This window comes from Shimia sp. W99 (genome assembly GCF_053851455.3).
The window spans coordinates 3,770,803-3,787,701 of sequence record NZ_JBSQBU020000001.1 but is presented as its reverse complement, the minus strand read 5'-3'; the positions used below and the strand labels follow the sequence as shown (position 1 = coordinate 3,787,701).

Below are 16,899 nucleotides of genomic sequence, written 5' to 3'. Positions count from 1 at the left end.
TTGCTGAACAATGTGCTTTCGCATGCGCTCTTGGTACTCATCTGATAGGTTTCTCCAAGTGTAGATCTTCGACGACCCTTTGCCTGCGTCAAATCAAAAAACACTCCTGGTCGCCGTTCGAGCCTCGGAAGGATCAGCACATGCATCCTTCAACTGAGCATAGATTTGATCCGGATTCAGCCCGTCGCGCAAGCGAACGACTAGCTTTGCCAAACGATAATCGGCCGTCGGTATCGCCACCGCTCGGCGCATAGCGGGTTGACGACAATCCACCAAAGGACGCCCCAGATGTATGGCCATGCGTTGCAAGCCCATTTCGGAGGTCATGAACTCGGCGTACTCCAGTAGCAACATTTGCGGATGCTTGTGCTTCAAGTCCAGCAAATGGTTGTTGTATACACACCAAGCCCGAAGTGCATCAGGAAGGAAAGTCGGGTCGCGACTGATCCAACGCCGACCAGCTCGGCGCAAATAGTGGCCGAACACTTCTACAGGATTTCGGAAGATGCCTACTAGGATAGGATCCTCCAGAACATCCTGCCAAAAACCAAACGTCAGGAGAGTACGCGGATCTTTGAACCCCCAAACGTCAAGCCCGACTGCGTCAATGACCGCTCTGGCCTGATCCCTTTGCGCAGAAGTCACGTTACGAAGCGCAAGGGGTTGAATCACCCGCATGCTTTGTCTGCCATTGTCCCCCAATAGCTCCATGTTGAGCGCGCGGGTTTCGTCGCGCTCCATCTTATTCCCATCATCATAGCCAACGTCGAGCTCAGCGCCAATCATCGGAATGCCGCTACGATGAAGGGTGTCAGCAATCAGAGTAGTGCCCGACTTGTGCATACCTAGAACGACAACTACTGACATAGGCTCTCCATAGCAGGCAGAGATATTGCCAGCATTTCACGCCAAATATTCAATCTATTAAGGAAGATAGTTTTCTCCGATCTGCTCTACGAGGCGGGCCTCCGCTTCTTCCCACATTTCCCCTAGTTTTCTGTCCCACTCGGGAGTGAACTTTTGAAGATATTTGTACTTCCACAAACTACCTGGACGGAGTGTTACCTCTCCAAGACTTACTCCCTTATCAAATTCATAGAGGTCAACCCTAACAAAAGGCGTTGCGATACTTAGAGAAACTGCCTTGGCTGCGCGAATTAACGCGTCAAAATCCTTTGGAGCAGGCAAATCGGCTTCATAAGGAAAACTGTGTTCGTCTATCTTACCTAAGTCGTGACCTCGCTCCGACCACATCTTGTAACACTTGGCATTTAGATCAACCTGCCTGACAAAGCCGATCTCTCCAAAAAAGGCAAACACCTTCCAGTTGGCTGTCGGAAGTCCATCTAGTTCAATCAGTTCTTCCGCAATGATCGGGGTACCTGCAAACCTTTCAAGTCCATCTGAGTTCAAGCAAGTCAAATCAAACGCGTAAGTCTTGCCAGAAACAATATTGAATAAGTTCCCGTCTCTCTTTTCCAACAAAAAAACCCCGTTCGAGCTAGAACCAACTGTGGGCTTGACAACAAACCTCTCAGGCAGCGAACCGAGATCAAATTCTCGCAGATTGTCAAACGGTCCCTGGAAAATTTCCGCTGTGTGAACGCCGGCTTTTTCGGCAACCGTCTTTTGGCCCATCTTTGTTTCGAGATCGTAGATGGGACCGCTCAAAACGCCCCGATGCCGCCGAACCCGGTCCGCCAGCCGCTTTCTTGCCGCAAGCTTGGTGTGGAAACTGGCTTGAGGTAGTTTTCGCCTTCTCCGCTTTTGTTGGTAGCGGATTAACCGGTCTCTGATTCTTTCTGTCAAAACCAGGTTCATCAACACAGTCTCCAAGTAAGGGTGTTTCCAACGAGCTCCACGCAGTTTTCCGTCGCTCGCAATTAGGGCTGTCGAAAAGGACTAGACGGCCCACTCATTTGCACATAACCGATCACCGCGATGCCACTTAGGAATGTCCCTCGGCATGAATCAAGCTTCGGAATATTGGGTTATCAGCCTCCAAAGACTCCCAAGTATCGAAACCTGCGACACGACCATTATCCAGTACAAGAATCCGATCACAGCCGCGCACCGTGCTGAGACGGTGTGCGATCAGCATTACGGTCTTTTCACCAGGCAACCCGTCTGTGGCTGCCATCACTTCTTTTTCTGTCACATTGTCGAGCGCAGAGGTCGCTTCGTCGAATATAATCAAATCGGCATCGCGATAGAGCGCGCGCGCGATCCCAATCCGCTGACGCTGCCCGCCCGATAATCGCAACCCACGCTCACCAATCAGTGTGTCATAGCCCTGCGGCAAGTCGCTTTTTACGAATGCATCTAGTTGCGCAAGCCGAGCTGCCGCCTCGACCCGAGTGCGATCAATCTTTCTGGGAGGGAGACCGAAGGCAATATTCTCTGCCATGCTGGCATCAAGCAGGTATATGTCCTGCGGAACATAGCCCACTGTGCGGCGCCAGGCAGGCAGGCGGCCTTCGGTAACTGGTCTACCGTCGACTCGAATTTCGCCAGTCTCCGGCCTTAGGAGACCCAGCAATACGTCTGCCAACGTGGTTTTTCCTGCACCGCTGGTCCCCACAACCCCGATCCGCTCGCCGGCGCGAACCTTCAGAGACACTCCTTCCAACCCAGCACGCTCAGCATTGGGATACCGATAGCCAATGCTGTCCAACACTAATTCACTGCGGAAAGGCAGCAATTCGCCCCCGTCCTCCTCACCGCTTGGTTCATCAGAACCAACACGCATCCCTTCATACACGGCGTCAACTGCGGCGCGTCCATACCGCAACAAGCCGACATTTGTAAACAGACGGCTAAGTTCGGGCATCGACCGTTGCGCAGCAAGGCCCAAGACGCCCAGAGTAGGCACTAGATTTTTGATTTCTCCAGCAGGATTGGCTGCATCGGGATCCAGCATCAGCATGCACATCAGAATTACCCCTGAGAACATTATTGTCTGAATCAAATAGGGCGGAAGCTGGGTCATCACATTCTTATCGACATTGGAATGGGCCATCCTCAATGAATGCCTGTCAAAGCGCGACAGGAACACATGTTCACTATCCAGAAGTTTGATGTCCTTGATCCCGGTTAGTGCCTCTCCAGCCACTCTGAACCGTTCCTTGTTGGCGGCATTTCGGTCACGTCCCAATTTGCTCAGACGTCGACCGCTCAAAAGAAACGCCAGGACAAACGCAGAGCCTAAAATCGCTATCGCAAGAAACGCAATGATAGGATCAACCCAGATGACAACCGAGAGAACCATCACCAACGTGAACACGGCAGAGATGACTTCTGTAGCCGGGCGCAGGAAAATCTGCACAACCTGTGTACTTTCCTGCAGGATCCGAGAGCTCAAGTCGCTTGAATTGGAGGCTAAAAAGAACTCGTAGGGCTGATGCAAATAATGCGCCAGCAGACGGTGGCTGATGCTATGGTTTCGCATCATGGTGTATCTAGACACCACATAGACGCGCAGCATCTGCATTGCGTTGGCCAACACGATCATCGCAATGCTGGCTACACCAAGCGCAATAATAAACTGATACTGCGAAGAGAAGCTGAACCTCTCATATGCCCAAGCCAACTGCGAATTACTCACAATGCGCGAAGGATCCGACAAAACTGTGAGAAATGGCAGGATCGACCCGACCATCACGGCAGCGCTAATCGCGGAAAGGATGACAACCCCTAATACAAGCCAAGCCGCGCGACGCTCCCGTGAATCCAGCAGCGAGATGCCGCGTCGCCAAAGCGAGAAATCGAAACCGCGACCTGAAAACCTATTCGATGGCCCGCTCATGTGAGATCCCTTGATCTTGAAATTTCCATTCGCCTCAGCAGATCGCTCAATTGCCTTTCCCCCAACATCCACACGCCTCAGCAAGCAACTTCTAATGCAGGAAGAAGCGACTTCCCGCGCGCATATCTATCGTTGCACGTTGCATGGACGTTGCACGCCTTCATCGCCCAGCCAAGGAATAGGCAGCTCGTCCGGCCCATTCTCTCAGAGCCAAATTCGTCACACCCAAATTCCGACTGAAATTCCAACCGAGCCCATCACGCCAGCGCCGTGTCCGGAAATCTACGGGGAACGGAGTGATCTCATGCCAGCCAGCCGCTTTGAAACTGGCTACGGCGCGCGGCATGTGAAAAGCGCTTGTTATCAGAACCCATCTGTCACCCTTCTTCGGCTTCACCAGAGCATGGCTCAGACGAGCATTCTCAGCGGTGTTCCGAGACTGGTTCTCAAAAAGAATGCGTTGGTTCGCAATTCCATGTGTCCGGAATACCTCTGTTGCGATGTCCGCTTCCGAAACATCGTTATCGACCATGTCCCTCAGCCGACCACTCCCACCTGCAAAAAGCAGGCGCGCTTCAGGGTAGCTTTTTGCGAGCGCTATGGCAGCAACATAGCGATCTCCGCCCTCCCCGAGTTGCGGCTGCCCCGATCGCCGACTGGCCGGTACGTCCTCTCCTCCGCCGAGTACTACGATCCCATTCACCCTGCTCAAGCCCTCTCTGACGGGAAATCTTGTCTCAAGCGGATGTAAAAGGACATCTCCGATTGGAAGAAGTCCAATCCCGAGGATCAACAAAGCCAATAAGGCCGACGCGAACTGCGCAATCCGTAACCGGCCGCGCAGACTAGCCCAGAAAGCCAACACGGCTAGGCCTAGAAACCATGTCTCTAGCTGAAGAACCATTCCAAGCAATTTTGAGACAACAAAAAACGCCGTATCCATGGTCAGAAGCCGAATTAAGGAGTCGGAGATAACAACTTTATCTTATCGAAGGAAAATGGCCGCGCCCCGTCCTGAATTTGCGGAGAGGTGCACACGCAGTGCGCTGTTAGTCGCGAAAGTTGACCTTTCCCACGCAACAACAATCCGTCGCGCCTTGCACCGCCGGAGCACTGCATTCTGATTTGTTTCTCTCTTCTTGATTGCCCTATCACGCTGCCACATCGGTTGTCTTGCGTGCCAGATCTTGGAGCGCGCGGCGATAGGCATCGACGACAATGCTCTGGGCAAACTCGTTCTCCATTTTCTGACGCCCGGCGCACCCCAATGCCACGCGCGCCTCATGCGAAAGAGCGATAAACGTTTCACAGGCAGCTGCCAGACTCTCGGCACTTCGTACCTCGCAAAGAAAGCCAGTGATTCCATCGTCCACCACCGCACGACACCCCGGAACATCGGTCGAGATGAGCGGGCGGGCCATGGCGGCTGCCTCGATAAGTGTCCGCGGGGCCCCCTCTCGATAGGAAGGCAGCACAACGCAATGCGCCTTCTCAATCAGTGGCCGGACATCTTCCACCGTTCCGAGGTACTCGATCACACCTTCTCGCTCCCAGCCCTCAACGGTTGCCCTATCTATTGCGGTCCGGTTCTCGGCGTCCGTCGCGCCAAGGATTTGGAAGCGCGCCTGGCTATGAACCGATTTCAACCGGCGCGCTGCGTCGACGTATTCCAAAACCCCCTTGTCGCGAAGCAGTCGAGCAATCATCAGGAAGACCGGCGCGCCGTGCTCCAATGGGTATGGGGCCGCCGCGAACCGGTCGAGGTCGATACCCGAACCTGGCAGGCACCTCGCTTGATCTACCGTCACGAGGCCGCGCTCAACAAACAGGCTCCGATCATCCTCATTCTGAAAGAAGATGACCGGGAGATTCCGGAACGCTCGTTTGTACAGCGTGACCGCCACCATTTCGAGGATCCCCCGCGAAAGAAAAGCCGTACCCAGCCCAGTCACATTGGGAATAAAGGCGATTTTTTCGGATTTGGCAGCAATCGCACCGAAAATGTTGTTCTTAATTGTGAAACTCAGTACCGCGTCGGGCCGAAGCTCTCGAAAATGCTGGCGCAAGCGCATCAAAAGCTTGAAATCTTGAAGGGGATTAAGCCCCTTAACATCCATCTCAAGATGGCGGACGGTACAACCCAGAGCTTCAAGCCTCGGCGCAGAGTCGTCCCTCGGCGCAAGGATTGTCACTTTGTGCCCGTCAGCGATCAACGCCTCCACCAGCGGCCTCCGGAAGTTCCAAATATTCCAGGCGGCATTAACGGAAAAAAGGATGTTCATACGTGCCGCCATCACTTGCGAGACCCAAGCCCACTTGGCGCTGCAGGAGCCGGAGCCATGTCGGCCCCCAATTCCAACTCATTTTGCAGGCTCTCGATTTCGGCTTTCAACGCATCGTATTCTTTCAGTTTGCGCTGAAGAAACCGGCTTGTAAGGATCGTTTTTTCCGCGACGCCTTTTGGCGTCAAGACATAGGCGTAGCGAAGCTTCTTATTTGAATCTCGAAAGTTTCGAACCTTTAGTTGCCCTTTGTCCATAAGAGCTTTGAGACAGTAGTTTACGGCACCCAGACTGACGCCCAACTCGTGAGCCAGCGCGCGCTGGCTCGTATTAGGATTACTAGCAAGCAATCGCATAATGCGAAAACGCACATCTTTTTGCAGTTGCTCTCTTTGTGAGGACATGAAGTGACGGTCGTATCAGGTAAAAGCTACCGCAGCGAGACTGGCGATAGCACCAACTCGAGATATCAATACGGTGACACTCAGACGATTTAGAATGCCTAAGTTCATAACTGAACGATGATCACAATTCATTTAGGAATTCCAGTAAATTATGCTCATTTCTGACTACTGAGACAAAACAGTCTGTTTCGCCTGCCAGAGTACGGCACATACAAGTAACACTGTCTCCAATCGCAAAACTTTCACAACACTCGAGCCAGCAAAAAAGACCGCATATTTGATCTCCTCCAGAGAACAAAAGGCGGACGTAATGACGACGCGATTACAACTTGTTTAACATGAAAAGTGCTGACTACGGTTCCTCCAGATAAGAGGAGGCCGGTATCGCGGAAGCGTTGTCGCTGTTGGCCTGGACCTCTCTGACGTCAAAGCCGAAGATCGCTGTCAGCGGCTGGCAGGACATGTTTCAAATCATAAAGCACACAGCCCGGTCGGCCGAATTTGCGAAGGCCGTCTGCCCCGGCGTCCCGAAATTGCTTGTGGGCCACTGCCAGTAGAATACCGTCGTAAGCAGACAGTTCGGGGCGAGAAACCATCTTGATGTTGAACTCGTCCAGTGCTTCTTTCGGATCAACCCAAGGATCATGCACATCGATTTCCACGCCAAACTCTTCGAGTTCCTTGATAGCATCGATCACGCGCGTATTTCTCAAATCCGGGCAGTTTTCTTTGAATGTCAAACCGAGGACTAAAACCCTAGCCCCCCGGATCTGAACTTGTCGGTGGATCAGCGCCTTGACCATTTGGTTGGCGACATAGGCGCCCATCCCGTCATTCAGGCGGCGGCCGGCCAAGATAATCTGCGGGTAATACCCAATCTCCTCAGCCTTGTGAGTGAGGTAATAGGGGTCGACTCCGATGCAGTGCCCGCCGACAAGACCCGGGCGGAATGGTAGAAAATTCCATTTAGTTCCGGCCGCCTCCAAAACCGCTTCGGTATCAATATTCAATTTGTTGAAAATGATCGCCAGTTCATTCATCAAACCGATGTTTAGATCGCGCTGCGTGTTCTCGATTACTTTCGCCGCTTCAGCCACCCGAATGCTCTCTGCCTTGTGAGTACCCGCGGGAATGATCGAAGCGTACAGCGCATCTATTCTTGCAGCCGCCTCTAAAGTCGATCCAGATGTCACCTTTATAATATTTGGCAGGCGCCGCTCGGTGTCTCCGGGGTTAATTCGTTCCGGTGAGTAACCCACGACAAAGTCCTCATTAAAGCGAAGACCGGATGCGGCTTCCAAGATCGGCACACAGACCTCTTCGGTCGCACCAGGATATACCGTCAACTCGTAGATGACCGTGTCACCCGGCTTCAACATGCTACCAACTGTCTGCGACGCTCGGTGCAACGGTGTCAGATCAGGCCTATTCGAACTGTCGATGGGTGTAGGCACGGTCACAATGAATATTGTGCAGTCCTTGAGATGCTCTGCTTCACCGGATGCCGTCAAGTAGACCGCATCGCGAAGTTCGCCTTCCGAAACTTCCTTGGTTCTATCCTGCCCATTGTTGATTTCCGTGACACGAGCCGGGTTAATGTCAAAGCCCACCGTCTCGAACTTCTTTCCGAATTCCACGGCGAGGGGCAGCCCAACGTATCCGAGGCCGATTACAGCGAGTTTTGGATTCTCGGATAGTTTCATATCATTTGTCATAATATTCCCTGAACCATTTCACAAAGGTCGCAATTCCATCTCTGATATCGGTCTTTGAGCAATAACCCGTCAAATGCTTTAGAAGGTCAGCGTTGGCCCATGTCGCAGGTACATCACCCGGTTGGATATCCATATAGTTGCGGATCGCCTTGACGCCGAGCTCCTGTTCGATTGCATCCACAAAATCCAATAGCCGGACTTTTTCGGAGTTACCGATATTAACAATGCGGAACGGAGCCACAGGCGACAGACTATCACCCTCATTTACATCCTCCCCTTCAATGGGCCGCTTCGGAGGAGTGTCAATCAACAACCTGATTCCGTGAACAAGATCATCAACGTATGTAAAGTCCCGATACATGTCACCGTGGTTGTAGATATCAATAGGCCGGTGATCAAGGATAGCATCCACAAATTTGAAAAGAGCCAAATCCGGGCGGCCCCATGGCCCATAGACGGTGAAAAAGCGGAACATCGTTGTAGGCAATGCCCATAGATGTGCGTATGAATGCGCCATGCTCTCATTCGCCTTTTTCGTGGCCGCATAGATCGTGAGTTGCGTATCCGCTTTATCTGTTTCCCGAAACGGCATCTCCTCGTTGGCGCCATAAACCGAAGAAGTCGATGCCATCAATAGGTGTTGGACCTTAAGCTTGCGAGCTGCCTCCATGACATTGAAGGTTCCGATGACGTTGCTGTCTAAATAAGCCCGCGGATTTTCAAGGGAGTACCTTACTCCAGCTTGCGCAGCGAGATGCACAATCACATCAGGTCTGAACTCCTCCGCGACAGACCAAAACAGAGCTTCATCCTCAAGCATGCCTTCGGTTGTCGAAAACCTTTCATTCTGCAAAAGCATCGCGTGACGCTTTTGCTTGAGCTTCACGTCATAGTAATCCGTCATCCCGTCATACCCGTGAACCCGGAAGCCTTCCGCCAGCAATAGCTTCGCCAAGTGAAACCCAATGAAGCCGGCAGTACCCGTGATCAAAACACGCGTCATAAACATTAATCCTTTGTCATGTCACTCGTTGCATCTTTTCGAGCCGGCAGTCTGCTTGCCAAGGCAATGCTTGACTGCGATTGCCCGCAAGACGTCGACGCTATCTCGCCACTGTCAAATGGAGAGTTTGTTTTTTCAAGTCACGGCAGACAATAAAACCGATGACCTGCCCCCCAAATTCTCCCTCGTTCTGATGTAGAGTTTGCTCAACCTTTCGAAGGAGCAAACAGATGCGAAAGAGCCGTTTCACGGAAGCGCAAATCATTGGGATGATCAAAGAGCAGGAAGCAGGCATGCCGACAGCGGAGGTGTGCCGCAAGCACGGTCTCAGCCAGGGCACGTTCTACAAGTACAAATCGAAGTATGGCGGCATGGAGGTGTCGGATGTCGCTAAGCTGAGGGCGATGGAAGACGAGAACGCCAGGCTCAAGCGCCTTCTGGCAGATACGATGCTGGACAATGCCGTTCTGAAAGACTTGCTGGGAAAGAACTGACGACGCCAACCGAACGGCGGGATGCAGCGCTCAAGGCGATGCGGGATCATGACATCTCGCAGCGCCGAGCGTGCAGGCTCGTTGGTGTCGATCCCAAAACTGTCAGGCGTGAACGCCCGCCCGACAATCCTGAGATCAGGGAGGAGATGAAAGCCGTCGCAGTCCAGCGGCGCCGGTTCGGCTATCGGCGGATCGGCGTTATGCTGGAGCGCAAGGGGATGATCATGAACCACAAGAAGCTGTACCGCCTCTACACGGAGGAGAAGCTGGGCGTCAGGCGACGAAGGGGTCGCAAACGGGCGCGGGGATCGCGGACGCCAATGCCCGAGGCTCTGAGGCCCGGCGAACGCTGGTCTCTGGACTTCCTGTCCGACACGTTCGGGGCATCGCGACGGTTCCGCATTCTGGCGGTGAACGATGATTGCTGCCGCGAGAACCTGTGTCTGATGGCCGATACCAGCATCTCGGGTGCCCGTGTGGCGCGGGAACTGGATGCGCTTGTCCGGGTCTATGGTAGGCCCGCCAGCATAGTCAGTGACAACGGCACCGAGTTCACCAGTCGGGCGATCCTGAAATGGGCGAACAACAACGGCGTCGATTGGCATTACATCGATCCGGGCAAGCCCCAGCAGAACGCCTTCATCGAGTCCTTCAACGGCAGCCTCCGGGACGAGTTGCTGAACGAGGAGATGTTCGACAGCTTGGAAGATGCACGGCGAATTCTGGCCCTCTGGCGCTACGACTACAACAACGTCAGGCCGCACTCATCGCTCGGCAATCAAACACCCGCGGAAGCGCGCCGGGCGCTTGAGCCAAATGAGGGCTCCGCGCCCGGCGCGCTTGCCCAAACCGAAACCGAAGAATATGAAAACCAGACCCGCAGACTCTCGTTTTGAATGAGGGACCATCGGGGGGCAGGTCACCGACACCGCGCTCGAAAGGATGGCTCACCCATCCGCCCCATGGCTACCGCACCGAACCTCACGATAGCGAACCGGTAGAAAAGCTTCAAAACACGAAGACTTTCTTCAATTTCGAACTGTTATCAACCGTAAATGCACTCAGGAAGCAAATATTCCCAATTTCACATCAGTTTTGGCTGAGCTTCCCCAAGTTTCCTGGACGCCTGCCTGGTTCAGCTTCTGCTGTCTCAATTCGAAGTCAACGGGCGACGGCATGCCGTTGCTTGTGTGCTTGCGTTTCGCGTTGTCGAACTCTGGTTCGGCCAGCAGTTTCTTCTGCTTCGCATTCTCGGCTTCCAGAGCAGGCAGCTTCTTGGCATCCGACGGCTCCATGCGTCCATACTTCGATCTGCATTTGTAGAAAGTGCCATGGCTGATCCTCTCGCAATACCCTGACGGGCAATGCATCGCACCCCCACACGTCCGCCCCTACTCGACAGCTTCCTGTTCCTTGATCATCCGAATGATCTGTTCATCGGCGAATCCCGCCTTCATTTGACCGTCCTTCAGTTGGGCTCACTCAAAAAAAATCAGGAGGAGATTCAGGGGATCAGGTCAAGACGCCAGCGATCCGCCTTACGCGGCTCAATGCAAGTTTCTTTGACAGTGCCCGCCTTCTTTTTATGACGACGGACACGTCACCTTTGCATGTCATACGCCTCCTGAATGTCGAGCGGCGGGAACATGCGATAAGGTAGCCACCAATGAGAGAAATTTGCAAAGTTAAGCCAGACAAATAGTGCAGCGGTATAAAACAAGATAATCAAAAAAATTATTGTTTGCTTATGAATTTGCATGCGGGCCAATGAATCCGGGAGGCTAGAAAAGACAAATACCTGCAATGGGATAAAATAAAGGTTCATTCTATCAAGCGCCGTCGAGGGAATGATTTTTGAGATAACTGCGACAAGAGAAATAATCGAAAAAAATGACATTATGGAGTAAATCTGGCGCTGCCCCCTTGGGATATTCATTCGTTTCCTGAGCGCCAGAAACAAGAGGGCGGGTATGGTGTTCATAAGTATTCTTACTAATGCGCCATCTGATTGCATCTTCTGCGTCAGATATTGTTCAGTGAGATTATCTGTTTTCCCTTCCAGAAGTGCCGTGAACATGAGAAAGGCGACGACAAGAATTACGGGGGCATTTCGCAGTTCCCGAAAGTTCAGAGTAAGCAACGGAATACAGACAAGAATGACGGCGCTGCGATGAAATGTAGCGCCAAGGAATATCCAAAATACAAACCAAAGCAGGCGTTTTCGGGATAGCGCAACGAGTCCAATCATAGCAAACCCAAGGGCAACCCCTTGGCGGGAATATCCCATCGAAACGACAATCGTCATGTAAGGGATAGCCACAGTGAGTGCCAACCACGGTCTCGGCATCGAGAGTGAGTAAATTACCAACCCCAATGAGAACACAAAGCCGCAAAAGAGGTTTACGCCAACTATGCCTAAACCCATATTTACGCTGATGATGTTAATAATTTTGTAAGATGGGTCAGGTTGGCGAATGGCCTCCGCAAAAGTAAGAAATTCGGCTTCAAACAAGTCCCTGAAATAATTGAACCAATCACCGCCGACGCGGTCACGAAAACCGATCATCAACGCAAGTGTGATCATGACCAGAAACCAAACCGCGCTGATTTTTATGGTGCGCGTACCATCTTCTCTAACACTTTGAACAGGCTTGGAAACAAAGCTTGCAATCGCTGGTATCAGAAAGAGTATCCAGTATGGCCACATCTTTTTCTACTTTTTGCCCGTCGTTGAATTTGAAAGTTTCATCCGAGGTTAATCCAGATTGCGCGGGGGATCGGCCTTGTGCGAAGCCGATTTTTCGTTGCTTCGCTGACCGATCCTTCCCTTGGACGTGATGCATACCGTCATGGATTGACGCTTCGCTAAGTTCAGCTGAGTCTCAATTCTCGGAAGAGCCATCGTTTTTCAGGCTTTGCACCAAGGCTCTGGCCTCTTCGATCTGAGGACTTGTATTGGCTGGACCGGCGAGCTCGACGGCCTTGCGAAATTGCTCAAGAGCATCCTGAGGACGATCCAGAGCCATTAAAACGTGGCCTAGGTGGAATTGAACAATTGCGTCACGGGGAAGTCCTTGCGCAGCGGCTTCAAGGTAGGGCAGCGCATCGGCGCTGTCGCCGCGTCTGTGAAGGATCCAGCCATAGGTGTCCTTCAGCGCCGGGGCGTCGGCGTCACGCAGCCGCCGACCGATAATCCAGGCTTGTTCCAAGCTGGCGTCGTCGTCACGATAAGTGGCGAGCAAGCTTGCCAGATTGTTGGCCACGACAATTGAGTTTGAATTGATCTCGTACAGGGTTTGGTAGATTGCGATAGCCCCATCAATATCACCATCTTGCTCAGCAAAAGAAGCCTTGGACCAGAGAAGGTCCGGGTTGTTGGGAGTGTGGACCAGACCCTCGTCAATCATGGCCTTGGCCGCTTCACGATTTCCCTTTAGCTGCTGCACCCTGGACAATTCACGCCAAATCCCTGGCCGAGCTGGGTCGGAATCGAGCAACTCGCGATACAACGCCTCGGCTTCGGGCAGATTTCCATTCGCTAAGTGAACCACTGCAAGGACAACGTCCAGCGTCTCGTTGTCCGGGTTCTCCTGTTTCAACGCGCGAGCGAGCTCAAGGGCGTCAGCAACATCACCGGCTCTGAGTTTGGCGCGAACCAGGAAAATCTTTGTGCTGAGCGTCGCGTCGGCATTGCTCGCCAAGTCCTCGAGGAATGACATGGCCTCACCTACACCCTGCTGTCGGGCCAAGCGCTGAGCCTCGATAGTGTTGGCGGCTTGGATTGCAGCATCTTCGCCAGTGCGCCGCAAGGCACCCACGACACTTTGAACGCGGCCGAAATCTTCCATCTGCAGATATAGCCCGCCCAAAGTGACCAAGATATCGACGTTGGACGGCGCGAGACGCAGTGCCGACAGCAAAACATCTTCTGCAGGGAGGTAGGCTTCCTCTTGCATCAGTAATTGGGCGTAGCGAAGAGATTCTTTCGGCGCATTTCCGGATGCTTCTACTGCTTGGGCCAAGAAGTCCTTGGCCAACTCCGGCTGCCCCGCACGCGCGAAAGCTCCGGCCAACAAGGTCATCGCCTCAGCATCACGCGGAGACTGATCCAAAGCCGTTCGAAGGCCCAGAATAGCCGCGTCGGTGTCGTCGGCGTTGATCTGCCAGAATGCCTTTAACTTGAGCGCCTCAGGATGAGTCTTGGATTCTGCCAATACCTCTTCAACACGGGTGCGGGCGCCAACTTCGTTGCCTGTGGCGAGCAGCATTTTCGCCAGGGTTATCTTGATGTCATGAGTCTGTTTTGAGGGTTCGGCCTCTTCCAAAACCGTTTGAAGCGTCTCGATTGCTTCCGCACGGTTTCCTTGAGTGAAGTCGAATTGTGCTCTTATGACATGAAAGGGGACTGGATCAGAACGCTCAGCAATAGCTTTTTCAATTTCCGCCTGCACGGCTTCTGGCTCGCGAAACTCGCTAAGAAAGCGGATCAGATCAAGTGTCGGGCCGGTTTCTTCTGGCGGAGAATCGTTGGAAAAGTCCCGCAAAACTGCTTCGGCCGCGTCCAAGTCGTTTCGTGATACATAGAAGCGAATGAGCGTATCCTTGTGCGCTGGTTCATCCGGGAAAATTTCCATCATTTCGATGAGTTGCGCTTCCAGTGCAGCCATGTCGCCAAGCGTTGCCAATAGCCGCAAGCGCTCTTGGTAATATTGGCTATTTGTCGGATCGTGAGCGATCAACCAATCAGTTTCGGCCAGCGCTCGGGTGAAATCTTGCTCTCTAATTGCATGATCAATGAGAACGTTGCGCAACAGACTATTATCAGGTTGCTCGCCGAGCATTGCATCAGCTTGGCGCCCAAATTCTCGCCGCTCTGCAGGCTTGTTACTTTCGATGGCTGCGCGATACTTGCGCACCAAGGAAATGGCCTTCACTCGGGGCATCTCTGGCGCCAGTTTCTCAGCCTGAGCTCCGTGCCGATCCAATTCATCCCAATTGCTGACCAGGAAGGCCAACTCGGCTAGTACAATCCGGCTCTCCAGATCTTCTGGATACTTCTCTGCCAGGAAGAGATACTGTCGATACGCGCCCCTGCGGTTCCCTCGTTCGAGTTGAAGCTGAGCCATGGCGCGGCGCGCGGCTTTGTGGCTGCTATTGAGGTCAAAGACGTTTCGCAATTGAACGATAGCGCGGTCAGTGTCACCTTCTTCTATCAATGCAATAGCGCTCTGAAAGTGCTCCTCTGCTCTTTCCTCCGCTGATTTACAGGCGGAAAGTGAGATGGTGCATACTAACAGAAGGATCGCGGGAGAAATTTGGCTTCGAATGCGCACAGTAAAACCTCAGTATGAGTTGTTCAGTTCAACATATTTCTTTTTTCTGATCATGACGGCAACAAAAAGACGATCTTACGCTGAATTTTCGCCCTTGCACATGGCTCGCTCCTGTTTGGCTCGATTCCGCGCGTGCTCGATGCTCTATTTTGCCATCTGACGGGATCTTTTTTCGTTCTCAGTGTCCGGAAAGAGCTGAAACATTTGGTGCGTTCTCCAGCTCTTACCAATGGCGGTCCAATGGCGGTCGCAATTGGACCGCCGTTTTCGCTCTCTTCTTGAAAAAAGTTAGCGTAACCTGATCCGATGTCGTCTGATCGTAGGGCTTTATTCAGCCAACCTGAGATTAAAGCGGCGTTTGTCGCCCGGACGTTTGGCCTCTAGCATGAAGCTGCTTCCCGCTTCCCCTTATCAAACAAAGGAAACCGGGAAGCGCGGTTAGAAACCAGCAGCTTGGAACGTGGCCGCAACTCGTGTCGTTCCGGTAATCGCGTCAAGTGTCTTGGTCCACTGCGTAAACGGCGCTTCGGTTACGTAAATAGTGTCGCCGTCTCGAATGTCGAACGCTTGCGCGAGCGGCAGGCCTGCAGGCTCAGTGAGGTTAATTACGTAGACAACAGTTTGATTGCCGGCGAGGTCATGTCGACCGAGCACTTTGTTGGTCATTTGCGGTCCTTGCTCTCGGATCACAAAAAAGCCGGTTGGATTGGCAGTTCTGCCATCCAGGCCACCCACCTGCGCGACCGCTTCAAGCGCCGAAAGCTCTCGTTTTTCGAAAGGTACGTTCGCCTGTTCTGATGTTGCGCCAAGGACGGTAAACATGCGTGGGTCCCGTTCCACTACGACACGGTCGCCAGCCTGCAATGCAATGTCATAGGCTGGATTGTCGTAGATGTCCTCAAACCATATTTCGCCTTTGGTTTGGTTCCGCAAAACGATAACTCTCGTGGTTTCTGGCGCTGCGGCAATACCACCAGCGTTTGCGAGCATCTCCATCAACCTGCGGTTGGAGCGCTGAAGCGGATAGACCCCTTGCGAGGCAATGCCGTCTCCGAGCACAGAGACTGTCGCATCGTCGCCAGCTGCGCGCCGAACCAAAACCTGCGGCTCCGGTGTCAGGGTGCTCAGCTTGGAGGTGATCAGCGTACGCAGCCGCTCAGGTGAATTGTCAATGGCTCGGATGCGGCCAGCATAAGGTATGAAAATGAAACCATCTTCGTCCACCTGCAGGGACTCAAGAGACGAAACCCCCGCGCCCCCTCGGCTGAGCACGCCGTCATCGACATTTTCAAAAATGCTGACTGATAGCGTGTCGCCGGGACGAATTCGATCAGCTGCATGGTTTTGGGCCCGGGTCAAGCTCGAGGGAAATCCGCTTACAGGAGTAACTGCGACCGCTTTAGTAATGCGCCTGTCCACAAAAACGACGTGTGTATCCGTAGTTGGGTTTTCCTGGAGGCTAAGAATTTCTTGATTGTTGGGGCCGGGCCGCGGGATGCCGCAAGCGCCGAGTGTTGCTACCATCGTGGCAATAATCAGGTGCTTCGAAATGCGGGGCATGCGTTTCATATGCACTTCCATTTTATGACATCCGATCATTCTGGTTTACGCATCCGGCGCGTTTCGTCAAGAATTCGCCCGCTGCGCCGCGAGTCTCGAGTTCAACATAGTTGTGAGCAATTTGGCGCCATTTTGGCAATTGCCGCGCAGTCGGATTTTTGGATGTGTTGCACATAGGAATCAATTGGCGACCAAATTTAGAGGTTCTGAAAGCAATGCGAGGCACATTCATTCGGCTACCATTGGCTCTGGAACAAGCCGGTCGACGATCTGAAGTCTCGCCTGTGCCGCACCAGTGGCTCA

The 16,899-nt window shown here is 53.0% G+C and carries 13 protein-coding genes; 1 reads left to right on the top strand and 12 read right to left on the bottom strand.

Going from position 1 to position 16,899, the window contains the following annotated elements; all coding sequences use genetic code 11:
* Positions 1 to 93 precede the first annotated feature (93 nt).
* From ACS3QZ_RS18340 to ACS3QZ_RS18305, 8 genes are all read right to left on the bottom strand, one after another.
* Positions 94 to 867, bottom strand: coding sequence for a sulfotransferase (locus ACS3QZ_RS18340; RefSeq protein WP_456039109.1), 774 nt, complete (start codon positions 865 to 867; stop codon positions 94 to 96).
* A gap of 57 nt (positions 868 to 924) precedes the next feature.
* A complete protein-coding gene (locus ACS3QZ_RS18335; protein WP_456039108.1) occupies positions 925 to 1,821 on the bottom strand; it encodes an ATP-grasp fold amidoligase family protein in 897 nt (298 codons plus the stop codon).
* Between the two features lie 127 nt (positions 1,822 to 1,948).
* Positions 1,949 to 3,805: an ABC transporter ATP-binding protein gene (locus tag ACS3QZ_RS18330; protein ID WP_456039107.1), complete on the bottom strand. Its 1,857-nt coding sequence runs from the start codon at positions 3,803 to 3,805 to the stop codon at positions 1,949 to 1,951.
* Between the two features lie 160 nt (positions 3,806 to 3,965).
* Entirely contained in the window at positions 3,966 to 4,709 is a 744-nt protein-coding gene (locus ACS3QZ_RS18325; protein ID WP_456039365.1) for a YdcF family protein, read from the bottom strand.
* Between the two features lie 247 nt (positions 4,710 to 4,956).
* Complete coding sequence (locus tag ACS3QZ_RS18320; protein WP_456039106.1) at positions 4,957 to 6,087, bottom strand: glycosyltransferase family 4 protein; 1,131 nt, start codon at positions 6,085 to 6,087, stop codon at positions 4,957 to 4,959.
* Positions 6,088 to 6,098: 11 nt separating this feature from the next.
* Positions 6,099 to 6,491, bottom strand: a complete 393-nt coding sequence (locus ACS3QZ_RS18315; protein ID WP_456039105.1) for a MarR family EPS-associated transcriptional regulator — start codon at positions 6,489 to 6,491, stop codon at positions 6,099 to 6,101.
* A gap of 425 nt (positions 6,492 to 6,916) precedes the next feature.
* Positions 6,917 to 8,194, bottom strand: a complete 1,278-nt coding sequence (tviB, locus tag ACS3QZ_RS18310; protein ID WP_456039104.1) for a Vi polysaccharide biosynthesis UDP-N-acetylglucosamine C-6 dehydrogenase TviB — start codon at positions 8,192 to 8,194, stop codon at positions 6,917 to 6,919.
* Between the two features lies 1 nt (position 8,195).
* Complete coding sequence (locus ACS3QZ_RS18305) at positions 8,196 to 9,209, bottom strand: NAD-dependent epimerase/dehydratase family protein (RefSeq protein WP_456039103.1); 1,014 nt, start codon at positions 9,207 to 9,209, stop codon at positions 8,196 to 8,198.
* Between the two features lie 230 nt (positions 9,210 to 9,439).
* Between ACS3QZ_RS18305 and ACS3QZ_RS18300 the strand changes: the two genes are divergently transcribed.
* A protein-coding gene (locus ACS3QZ_RS18300; RefSeq protein WP_456035993.1) for an IS3 family transposase occupies positions 9,440 to 10,599 on the top strand; the annotation gives its coding sequence in 2 pieces (ribosomal slippage) (positions 9,440 to 9,689 and positions 9,689 to 10,599; 1,161 coding nt in all).
* A 165-nt stretch (positions 10,600 to 10,764) separates the two neighbouring features.
* Here ACS3QZ_RS18300 and ACS3QZ_RS18295 read toward each other — a convergent pair.
* From ACS3QZ_RS18295 to ACS3QZ_RS18280, 4 genes are all read right to left on the bottom strand, one after another.
* Positions 10,765 to 10,998: a hypothetical protein gene (locus ACS3QZ_RS18295; protein WP_456039371.1), complete on the bottom strand. Its 234-nt coding sequence runs from the start codon at positions 10,996 to 10,998 to the stop codon at positions 10,765 to 10,767.
* A gap of 305 nt (positions 10,999 to 11,303) precedes the next feature.
* The gene (locus tag ACS3QZ_RS18290) at positions 11,304 to 12,410 is read right to left on the bottom strand and encodes an EpsG family protein (RefSeq protein WP_456039102.1); all 1,107 of its coding nucleotides are present in this window, start codon (positions 12,408 to 12,410) and stop codon (positions 11,304 to 11,306) included.
* 175 nt (positions 12,411 to 12,585) lie between these two features.
* Entirely contained in the window at positions 12,586 to 15,036 is a 2,451-nt protein-coding gene (locus ACS3QZ_RS18285) for a tetratricopeptide repeat protein (protein WP_456039101.1), read from the bottom strand.
* 438 nt (positions 15,037 to 15,474) lie between these two features.
* Positions 15,475 to 16,605 (bottom strand): polysaccharide biosynthesis/export family protein, encoded by a 1,131-nt coding sequence (locus ACS3QZ_RS18280; protein ID WP_456039100.1) that lies wholly within the window; start codon positions 16,603 to 16,605, stop codon positions 15,475 to 15,477.
* Between the last annotated feature and the right edge of the window lie 294 nt (positions 16,606 to 16,899).